8 protein-coding genes and 1 pseudogene are annotated in these 10409 nt (G+C 65.9%); 2 read left to right on the forward strand and 7 right to left on the reverse strand.

Going from position 1 to position 10409, the window contains the following annotated elements:
* From RT424_RS22805 to RT424_RS22825, 5 genes and pseudogenes are all read right to left on the reverse strand, one after another.
* Positions 1-192 (reverse strand): annotated as a pseudogene (locus RT424_RS22805) (glyoxalase); the annotation flags it as partial.
* A gap of 10 nt (positions 193-202) precedes the next feature.
* A complete protein-coding gene (locus RT424_RS22810) occupies positions 203-1561 on the reverse strand; it encodes an aromatic ring-hydroxylating dioxygenase subunit alpha (protein ID WP_313442929.1) in 1359 nt (452 codons plus the stop codon).
* A 78-nt stretch (positions 1562-1639) separates the two neighbouring features.
* Positions 1640-2878, reverse strand: coding sequence for an MFS transporter (locus tag RT424_RS22815; protein WP_313442914.1), 1239 nt, complete (start codon positions 2876-2878; stop codon positions 1640-1642).
* Entirely contained in the window at positions 2871-3284 is a 414-nt protein-coding gene (locus RT424_RS22820; RefSeq protein ID WP_313442916.1) for an EthD domain-containing protein, read from the reverse strand. Before RT424_RS22820 ends, RT424_RS22815 begins: the two co-directional genes overlap by 8 nt.
* 1 nt (position 3285) lies before the next feature.
* On the reverse strand, positions 3286-4896 hold the full coding sequence (locus RT424_RS22825; RefSeq protein WP_313442918.1) for an SMP-30/gluconolactonase/LRE family protein: 1611 nt from the start codon (positions 4894-4896) through the stop codon (positions 3286-3288).
* A 225-nt stretch (positions 4897-5121) separates the two neighbouring features.
* Here RT424_RS22825 and RT424_RS22830 point away from each other — a divergent pair, with 225 nt between their 5' ends.
* Both RT424_RS22830 and RT424_RS22835 read left to right on the forward strand, forming a co-directional pair.
* Positions 5122-6048: an SDR family NAD(P)-dependent oxidoreductase gene (locus tag RT424_RS22830; RefSeq protein WP_313442920.1), complete on the forward strand. Its 927-nt coding sequence runs from the start codon at positions 5122-5124 to the stop codon at positions 6046-6048.
* Between the two features lie 95 nt (positions 6049-6143).
* Positions 6144-7979 (forward strand): NAD(P)/FAD-dependent oxidoreductase, encoded by a 1836-nt coding sequence (locus RT424_RS22835; protein WP_313442922.1) that lies wholly within the window; start codon positions 6144-6146, stop codon positions 7977-7979.
* 48 nt (positions 7980-8027) lie between these two features.
* On the opposite strand, the gene RT424_RS22840 is transcribed toward RT424_RS22835, so the two are convergent.
* Entirely contained in the window at positions 8028-9929 is a 1902-nt protein-coding gene (locus RT424_RS22840) for a HAMP domain-containing methyl-accepting chemotaxis protein (protein WP_313442925.1), read from the reverse strand.
* A gap of 94 nt (positions 9930-10023) precedes the next feature.
* Positions 10024-10409, reverse strand: a 386-nt coding sequence (locus RT424_RS22845) for an enoyl-CoA hydratase-related protein (RefSeq protein ID WP_313442927.1), incomplete at its 5' end; no start/stop codon positions are given.

Below are 10409 nucleotides of genomic sequence, written 5' to 3' on the forward strand. Positions count from 1 at the left end.
GATCAGCATGGTATCCCCTACCATCAGCAGGCTCTCCTCGCGATCGAGCCCCAGGCCTTCGGTTTCGGGTGTGATCAGGATCTCGCGCGCAGTGCTCGCCCCGAACACATCGCGGAAGAAGGCGTCGCAAGCCGGGCGCGCGGCGTTATCGGCCAGGGCCCAGCTGACATGGACGAGCGGCATCGGCTTCATGAAGCGACGTTCAGTAGGTTTCAGGCGCGCCGGTGCCCATGAAGCGGGCAAGGTTCATGTGCAGGCTCGCCACCGAGCGCTCCATATAGGGATTGGGCTGCGCGCCCCGGAAGCCCGCGTTCTTCATCCCTTGCTGGACGGCGGCCATATTGGCGAAGTCCTGCTGGAGCACCGGCGGCCAATCGGCGGGCTCGGTATAGTCCCATTCGGTTTGGGGCGCCTCGCCTTCGGGCCAGAGTTCGTAGACCGCCGCCTCGAAGATGCATTTGTCCGGGTCGGTGCCGTAGGGCCGGGCCTGGTAGCAGAGCATGTTGTTGACCGCGTGGCCGATCTGGAAGTTGGGGAATATCTGCCAGGCCGTGCCCGCCTGCGCGGTGTGCTGCGGGTCCACCTGTGCCCAGAGCACGCCGCGTTCCGCGTCCTCCTTGCGCGCCGTGCCGATCCAGTAGGCGGAGACTTCGGCGGCGGGCGTACCCTCCGGCAGTTCGTCCTTGAGGCGATTGGCGACGCCCACCAGCGTCATCGTCGTATTGGTATTGGCATTGGCCCAGGTGAAGTTCTGCATGTCCGCCGTGGTCAGGCGGGGGTCTTCACCGGCGCCCAGGCGCAGCTTGCCGGAGTCCTCCTCCTGCCCCTTGGGCGCCTCGTAGCCGATGTTGGAATGCAGCCCCTGGTTCCGCGCCCAACCACGAAACTGACCGAATTCCATGAACTCCGGATGGGTGGTGGAAACGTGGTAGGTTTCGCAGAAGGCCTCCATCGCGACCTTCCAGTTGCATTCGAACACCACCCACTTGCGCCAGCGCGGGCGCATGTTCTGGAGGCCGTAGGGATCGAGCATGCCCGCTGCCGGGTGCAGGTATTCTGCCAGTGGCATCGCTTCGGGATCGAGGTTGATCCAGATCCAGCCACCCCAGGTGTCGACCTTGACCACGCCGAGATCGGCACGGCCGCCGCACAGATGGCCCTGCCAATCCTCCTGATGCTCCAGATAGGTGTTCGCGCCGTCTAGCCCGAAGGTCCAGCCATGATAGCCGCAGATGAAGTTGCGGCGCGTTCCGCGCGCATTGCGCTTGCCGACCGGCGTATCCACCAGCTTGCGGCCGCGATGGGGACAGACATTGTGGAAAGCGTGAATCTCTGTTTCGGACGCACGGACGACGATCACCGAATCGTCCAGGATGTCGAACGTGATGAAGTCGCCGACTTCGGTAATGTCCTCCAGCCGCCCGGCCTGGAGCCAGACCTTGCGCCACAGCCTGTCGCGCTCGGCCCTTGCGTAGTCCGGCGAGATATAGGCCTCTGCCGGAACGCGAACCGGGACAGCCAGATCCTCGGCCGACTGCACGATCCTGCCCTGCTCACCCATAGCTCTCATCCCAACTCGTTATGCACCGATTTGCGGTCGTTATCCCATTATTCGCACGCAAGGCCAATCGCCGTGACGCTACCCGGCGGCGACCGGCGCGAATTTCAGGCTGCTACGTGGCAGGGTGCCGATAGCAAGGCTGCTCGCGGCCATCGTGGCGATCGCCAGGTAGAGGAACATTTCGTAGCTGCCGGTGCGGTCGTGGATGAGAGCGGCGACCAGCGGGCCGACTGCCGTACCGATCGACAGCGCCGCCAGCACACCGCCGTAGAGCCCGCCGAAGTTCCTGAGGCCGAAATGCCGGGTGATCAGATAGACCACCACGTCGATCTCCGCCCCAAGGGTCAGCCCGATCAGTCCCGAGGCGAGCGCGAGCGCGACGAACGACGTGCCCGAGCCGAGCAGCAGGAAGCAACCCAGCACCGGCAGCAGAAACACGGCTGCGCCGACCAGCGATGCCGGAAAGCGATCGAGCAGCACGCCGGTACCGAGCCTTCCCGCCAGCGAGAACCAGCCGACGAACGAGGCGATCGCCGCCGCCGTCATCGGGTCGGCGCCGCGATCGCCCAGAATGGAAACGAAGTGGACGACGATGGCGATGATCGTGAAGGTGAACAGCAGGCTCGCCACGAACAGGCGGTGATAGACGCTGGAGCGGAGCCCTTCTCCCAGCGTCGCGCCGGCGAGGTCGCGCTTGGGTGGCGCGGGCTCCTTGCGCCGGCCGCGATCGTGCGCGCCGCGAAAGAACAGGAAGATCACCGGCGCCGCGATCACGAACCACAGCCCGCCGTGCACGGCGAAGGCCAAGCGCCAACCGAACGTCTTGATCGCCCACGCGCCCATAATCGGGAACAGCCCCGCCGCGATCGAGGCGCCGCAGAGCGTCACCGCCAGAGCCATTCCTCGCGAAAGCTCGAACCGGGACGCCACCGCGCTCGTCCAGACCGAGGCCTGGACCGGCAGCGAAACCATCGCGATCAGCCCCCAGAGCAGGTACCACTGCGACAGGCTGGCTCCGGTAGTGCCGAGCAGCGCGAAGGCCAGAGTCAGCAGGACGATGCCGATCACCCCGAACCGGCGCGGGCCGAAACGATCGACCGCCAGACCGATGAAAACGCCGCCCACCGCCTGCACCAGGGTCGCGATCGTGAGCCCGAAGGTCACTTCGGTGCGGCTCCAGCCCATCGCCTCCGCCACCGGGCCGATATAGGGCCCGATGCCGTAGATATGGATCACGCTGGTGGCATAGCCGAGCCCCGCCGCCACCGGCACGAGCCCGAACTGCCGCCACTCCTGACGGGCCGTCACCTCAGTCACCGTAGGAAAGCTCGAGCCGCGTGGCCTCGCCGTTCGGCCCCATCGGCGAATCGTACTCGATACAGGTGCAGACCGGGTTGGCGTGGCTGGCGAACAGCTTTTCCTCGTCCGCCTTGGTCATCGGCAGGCGCGTCGGATCGCTGATGATCGCCTGCGAGCGTTCGAAGTCCGCGCGGCTGTTCCACCAGATTTCCATCACGCAATCGAAGCCCGGATCGTGCACTTCACCGGTGATCGGGTTCTTTTCCGGCACCAGATAGCGCCGCACGTAGCGCACCGCGCCGGGGATCGCCGGTTGGGCGCCCATCTTCTTGGACAGCTGCGAGTGCTGGTTCTCGTAATAGTCCATGAACTCGTCCATGGTCATGTCCGGGCGTTTCCGGAAAAAACAGATCTGCTTGAGCATCTTACGCTCTCCTGAGTGCAAGCACAGTGCCTTCGAGGTCACCGCAGATCCACACCGTGCCGTCCGGCCCCACGTCGAGCCCGGTCATGTTGCCCATCGGCCCGCACATGTCGCCCACGCCGCCCAGCGGCTTGGGGTCCGTGCCTTCTGGCGCGCCGACCGGCAGGCCGGCCGCGATCACTTCGCGCGCTCCGCCGGAAAGGTCGCACTGGATCGCTTCGCGGCGCTTCACGTCGAGCACGGTCACGGTGCCATTGCGGATCGCGAGGCCTTCGGGACGGACGAGATCGTCCAGCACCGTCTCGCTGCGCGCGCCGACCAGCTTCACCACCCGCCCCGCGCCGCTTTCGGCGACGTAGACAGTACCGTCCCCGGCCACCGCCACGCCCTTGGGCCGGTCAAGCCCGGAGGCCAGCTCCTCTACTTTGCCATCGTGCACCGAATGGACCTTGCCGGTGCCGTATTCCGCGAAGACCACCGCACCGGAAGGAGCCAGCGCCACGCCCATCAGCTGATCGTAACCGCTCGCCAAGACCTCGCTGGACGGCCCGGCGGGATGAAATTTCGCGACTTCGCCGTTGGCGGTGGTGACGATCATCGTCCCCGCTCCCGCCGCCGCGACGCCGCGCGAGTAGCCGGGGAAGCTGGGGCTAAACAGCATGCCTTCCAGCTTCACCGCCTCCCCCGCACGGAGCGAAAACACGAAGCCGCCATCGGCGACCCACAGTACGCCATCCTCGCCCATGGCGACGTCCAGCGGCCATTGCAGGCCCTTCTCGATCAGTGGCTTCACCAGGCCACCCGCCGCCTTGGGCGTGGTGATCTCATGGATGGAGCCGAGGATGTGCGAGATGAACAGGCGGTCGCCCACGAACGTGCAGTTGTCGAGGCCCGCCCCGATATCGGCCAGCACCGTCTTCGCACCGGTGCGCGGATCGATGCGCAGCACCTGACCGCTGGCGACCTGGGTGGAGACGATCATCCCTTCGCTATCGAACTTCACCGAGTCCGGCACGCCAAGGTCGCCGCAGACCACTTCGGGTTCACCACTGCCGTCGAGGTCAATGCGCCAGATCGCGTTGGCGCCCATCACCGGGATGTAGAGCTTGCCGTCCGGGCCGACTTCGAAAGCATTCGGCATCGGCACGTCCTCCGCGATCACGCGCGGCGCGCCACCGCCCCGATCGAGTTCGAGGATCTGCGATCCCATGCGGCAGCCCGCCGCGATCAGCCGGCCTTGCGAATAGGTGATCGGGTTGGCCACCGGCAGATCGCCGCAGACCACCGCGCTGCTGCCGTCCGGCCGCAACATCGTCACGCGGCCCTCGGTGATCTCGGTAGCGTAGAGGTTGCCCGCCTCGTCGAAGGCCAGATCGTCCGGCGCGGTGATCGCGCCGCCCATCGGGCTGATGATCTCCACCGCGCCGCTATCGGGATCGACCGCGCTGATCTGGCTGCCGCCCACTTGCGCGACATAGATGCGCCCGTCCGCACCGGTGCGCAGACCGTTGGCGCTGTAGAGGCGCGTGGGCGGGGTCAGCCGGTGCAGCATCCAGCCTTCGGAGGGGCTGGCAGAAACGACGCCGTGGTTACGTCCTGCGGGTTCGAGCATCGGTGAAATCGTCCTCTCGTCCGGCACTCTTGCGGCCGTTCTGTTCCGGCCAAACCTATCCAGCGCATCCGAGGCAGGCAACGTGAAGGCCCAGCCGACATGCACTATCGCCCCGGCGACGTTCGCGCGGCTTTGTTCGATTGCCCCCGCCGGCTGCGTGCGCATATTCGACCGTCAGACGGAAAAGAGACCGCTTCGTCTTGCGGCCAACCCGGAGAGCTTACCATGGAAGAGATGCGTTTCGACGGCCGGGTGGCCGTGATCACCGGGGCCGGGCGCGGGCTGGGTCGGGCCTATGCCCTGCTGCTGGCCGAGCGCGGGGCCAAGGTGGTGGTGAACGATCTGGGCGGCGCGATCCGGGGCGATCTCGATGCACCGGGCGCCGATGTCAGCGTAGCGCAGAGCGTAGTCGACGAGATCGTGGCGGCGGGCGGCGAGGCCATCGCCAACACCGATTCCGTTGCCACGCCCGAGGGCGGCAAGGCCATCGTCCAGGCCGCACTCGACAAGTGGGGCCGCATCGACGTGTTGGTCCACAATGCCGGTAACGTGCGCTATGGATCGATCCGCGACCTTTCCAGCGCGGACCTTCACGCCGTGCTGGATGTCCATCTGCTGGGCGCGTTCCATGTGGTGCAGGCCGCGTTCGGGCCGATGTGCGATGCCGGATATGGCCGCATCGTCCTGACCAGCTCGGTGGGCGGACTCTACGGCAACGAGAATTGCGTCAACTACGGCATTTCGAAGTCGGCGATGCTGGGGCTTTCCAACATCACGGCCCTCGAAGGCGAGGCGCACGACGTGAAGTGCAACGTGATCGTGCCCGGCGCGGTGACGCGCATGGCCGAAGGGCTGGACATCTCGCAGTACCCGCCGATGGAGCCCGAACTGGTCGCCCCGGTGGTCGGCTGGCTGGCGCATGAACAATGCCCGGTGACCGGCGAGTTGATCGCCTCGATGGCGGGCCGGGTGGCGCGCATGTTCGTGGCGGAAACGCGCGGCGTCTATCGCCCGCAGTGGACGATCGAGGATGTCGCCGCCGCCTCCGAAGCCATCCACGACAAGAGCGAACTGATCGATTTCGGACTGCACGGCCATGTCGATCACATCGGCTATTCGTTCAAGATGGCGACGGGAAACGTCGAGGCTTAATGAACAACACTGTTGACAACTAAACCATTGCTGCGCCAATTTCAGCGGCAAGAGGGCGGCCGAAGCAGAGTCGCCGCCGAGAGGATGCCCATTCGATGGAAATGACCTGCCTCAAGTCCGACGTGCCTTCGCCCGAGGAACTCGACATCCCCGCGCTCAAGGCCAAATATCGTCAGGAGCGCGACAAGCGCATGCGGCGCGAAGGCGGCGAGCAATACGTGCGGCCGACCGACGACTTCTCGGACAATTACGCGCATGACCCGTTCACTCCGGTGGCGGAGCGTGAGGCGTTGGTCGAGGATATCGACGTCGCCATCTTGGGCGCCGGTTTCTCGGGCATTCTGGCGGGTTATCATCTGCACAAGCAGGGTGTCTCCAACGTCCGCAACATCGACCATGCGGGCGGTTTCGGCGGCGTCTGGTACTGGAACCGCTATCCCGGCGTGCAGTGCGACAACGATGCCTACTGCTACCTGCCGCTGCTGGAAGAAACGGGCTTCATGCCCAGCAAGAAGTTCTCCGACGGATGGGAGATCCAGAAGTATTGCCAGGACATGGCCGAGCGGTTCGACCTGGCCGACAAGGCGCTGTTTCACACGCTGGTCACCGGCATCCGCTGGGATGAGAGCATCAAGCGCTGGCATGTGACCACCAATCGCGGCGACGACATTCGCGCGCGCTTCGTCGTCATGGCAGGCGGCGTGATGAACATGCCCAAGCTGCCCGGCATCCCCGGCATCCATGATTTCAAGGGCAAGATGTTCCACACCAGCCGGTGGGAGCATGACTATACCGGCGGTTCGTGGACCGCGCCGGAACTGGAAAAGCTGCGCGACAAGCGCGTCGCCATCATCGGCACCGGGGCTACCTCGGTCCAGGCGGTGCCTCACCTCGCCAAGTACGCCAAGCACCTCTACGTCCTCCAGCGCACCCCCTCGAACATCGACGAGCGGCCCAATCCGCCGACGAATCCCGAATGGGCCGCCTCGCTCCAGCCCGGCTGGCAGCAGGAGCGCATGGCCAACTTCCACCGCGCCGCGCAGCAGTTCTTCATCCCCGGCGAGCCCGACCTGATCTGCGACATCTGGACCGAGATCAGCCGCAACCTCGCGATCGAACTGGGCGAGGAAGGCTGGCCCGCGCTCGATCCCCTGGAATTCATGGACCGCCGCGAAGTGGTGGACTTCCAGGTGATGGAACGCCTGCGCCGCCGCGTGGAATCCATCGTCGAGGACAAGGACACGGCCGAGAAGCTGAAGCCGTACTTCCGCTTCATGTGCAAGCGGCCGCTGTCCAACAACGACTACTACCCTGCCTTCAACCAGCCCAACGTGACGCTGATCGACGTCTCCGCGACGCAAGGCGTGGAACGAATGACGGAAAAGGGCTTCGTTGCAGACGGGGTGGAGCATGAAGTGGACCTGATCGTCTTCGCCTCCGGCTTCGAAGTGACCAGCGATCTCAAGCGCCGCTGGGGCATCGACACGGTGGAAGGGCGCGGCGGCAAGTCGATCTACGACCACTGGACCAATGGCGCGAGCACGTTCCACGGCGTGATCACCGACGAGTTCCCGGCGATGTTCTACATGGGCTACATCCAGGGCGCGACGAACTCTTCCACCACCGAGCAGTTCGGGCGCCAGGCGGAACACATCGCCTTCATGATCGGCGAGACCCAGCGCCGTGGCGCCAGCACGGTTTCCGCCACGAAGGAAGGCGTCGAGGGCTACTGCGCGCACTGCAAGGAAAACGAGGTCGACTTCTCGGAATTCCAAAGCGAGTGCACGCCCAGCTACTTCAACAACGAGGGCGAGAAGAATCCCAAGTGGGCGCTTTTCCGTGGCTACATGGCCGGGTGGGACGCTTTCCGCGACATGCTGGGCGACTGGCGCAGCGGCGGCACGCATGAAGGCGTAAAGTTCGAGAGCTGAGGCGGCCAGAGGGTCAGGCCAACCGGCACGCGGACCGCGTCCCGGGCGTCAGAACTCAGACCAGTCGTCCTCCGCCAGGACCGCGCTGCCCGTCATCGCCCGCTTTTGGCGGGCCGGTGGCGGGAGGGCGGAAGCACGCATTGAAGAAGCAGGCAGCGGGGGCGGGACCGGCTCCCTGTGCTCCAAGCGGGATGTCGCGACGCGGCGTGGAGCCTCCGCATCGCCTTCCGAAAAACGCCCGACCATCGCACTCATGCGATCGGCCTCCCCGGCCAGGCTGCGCGCAGCGGCGGTCGATTCCTCGACCAGCGCCGCATTCTGCTGCGTGCCGGTGTCCATCTGCGCGACGACCGCCTCGACCTGACGGATGGCCGCCGCCTGGTCCTGCGCGGAGCCCGCGATCGTGCCGATCATGGCCGATAGCGCCCCCGTTCGGCCGACGATCCGTTCCAGCGACTCCTGCGTCCGTCGCATCATGTCCACGCCGTTGGAAACCTCGGCCGCGCTGGTCCGGATGATGCCGGTGATGTCCTTTGCCGCCTGCGCCGAGCGCTCGGCCAGCGTGCGCACTTCGGTCGCCACCACCGCAAAGCCCTTGCCGGCGTCCCCCGCCCGCGCAGCCTCCACCCCGGCATTCAGCGCGAGGAGGTTGGTCTGGAACGCGATCCCGTCGATCAGCGAGACGATTTCCTCCATCTTGCGACTGGAAAGCTGGATTTCCTCCATGGCCTGGGCTGCCCCGCGCATGATCTCTCCGCCCTGCACGGCCTCTCGCTCGGTATCCTGGGCATTGCGACGCGCATCTTCCGCGACGGTCGCGGTCTCGCCGATGGCTTGGCTGACATGCCGAACGGAAGCGGCAGTCTCCTCCAACGAGGCCGCCTGGGAAGACGTGCGCTCGGCAAGGTCGCCGGCCGCGACGGCGATCTCCGAGGAACCGTTGCTGACGCTTCGCGCCGCTTCGGCCACATCGCCGATGACTTGCGCGAGCGTTTGCGTCGTATCGTTGAAATCGATGCGCAACCGTTCATATTCGGCCGGGAAAGCCTGGGCGATCGCGCAGTCCAGACGCCCGGCCTTCAACAGCCCCAGACCATGCGCAAGCGCCTCCACGACTTGCCTCTGAGTTGCGGCCTGGGTTTCGGTTGCAGCCCGGCTGCGCGCGGCCACCCCGTGCTTGATGCCGCGCAGGGCGGCGGCGATGTCGCCGATCTCGTCCGCCTGCTCCTCTCCGGGGATGTCGCGATCGAGATTGCCGCCCGCCATGTCGCCCATGGCATCGGTCAGACGACGCAGCGGCAGGGCCAGACGGTTCGTCAGCAGGACCAGCACCGCGGCCACCCCGATCAGGATCGCCGCCTCCAAGGCCAGTATCCACACGAAAGCGCTTCGCACCTCGGCCTTGCCTGCGGCACCATCGGCTTCGCCCCTGGCCCGGTTGAAGTCCAGTTGGGCGCGCAGAGCAAGGTCCAGCGCCTCCCCGCCGCCCCGTACCGATCGTTCATAGATCGCATCGGCTTCTTCCCGGCGCCCTGCCCGCAGCGCCAGGCGAACCTCCCCCGCCGCCCGTTTCCATTGCCCCCAGGCTGCGTTCAGTCTTTCGAACAGTCGCCTCTCGCCAGCGTCCGAAACGTGCGGTCGATAGCGGGCGATCCGGGCATCGACATCGGCGATCCGCGCGGAGAGCGCCGCATCCGGGTCACCCTTGCGCCTATCGCGCGATGGACGCATCTGCTCCACCACCGCCAGGCGTGCCCGGCTGGTCCCTTCGTCGATCCCGGACAGCAGCATCAGGCTGGGCACCGTGTCGTCGGTCGAGGCTTCGAGTCGGTCCCCTATTCCATCGATGAAAATAAGGCTGCTCATGCCGCAGACGAGCGCCGTCCCGCCGATCGCCGCGACGGCCGCCATGGTTACGGTCTGGATCCGGAACTGCCCAAGAATGGCCATCTTCGCCCCTTTCGCTCGCGATACGATCGCTAAAGCGGAGAGCGGAAAGATTGGCCTTGCGCCGACCTAGCTATATCTGCCTAGCTATTTCTGCCTAGCGCCCGGTCCACTCCGGCTTGCGCTTCTCGGCAAAGGCGCGCGGGCCTTCCTGGGCATCGCGGCTGTTGTAGGGGTGCTCGTGCGCGGCGCGCGCGGCTTGCAAAGCGGCGGAGCGTCCCATCTCGGTTGCCAGCATCACCGTTTCACGCGCAGCCTTCACCGACAGCGGAGCGCCCTCCAGCACCTCGCGCGCCAGTTCGAAAGCGGCATCCAGCACCGCGCCGGGTTCGGCCAGCCGATTGACCAGTCCGATTTCGTAAGCGCGCTGGGCGGTGATCGGTTTTCCGGTGAGCATGATCTCCATCATGATCCGCTGCGGGATCATGTGGATCAGCGGCGAGGCCCAAGGGCTGCCGCGCCCGACTTTCACCTCGGTAATGG

Source organism: Novosphingobium sp., assembly GCF_032093395.1.
GTDB lineage: Bacteria > Pseudomonadota > Alphaproteobacteria > Sphingomonadales > Sphingomonadaceae > Novosphingobium.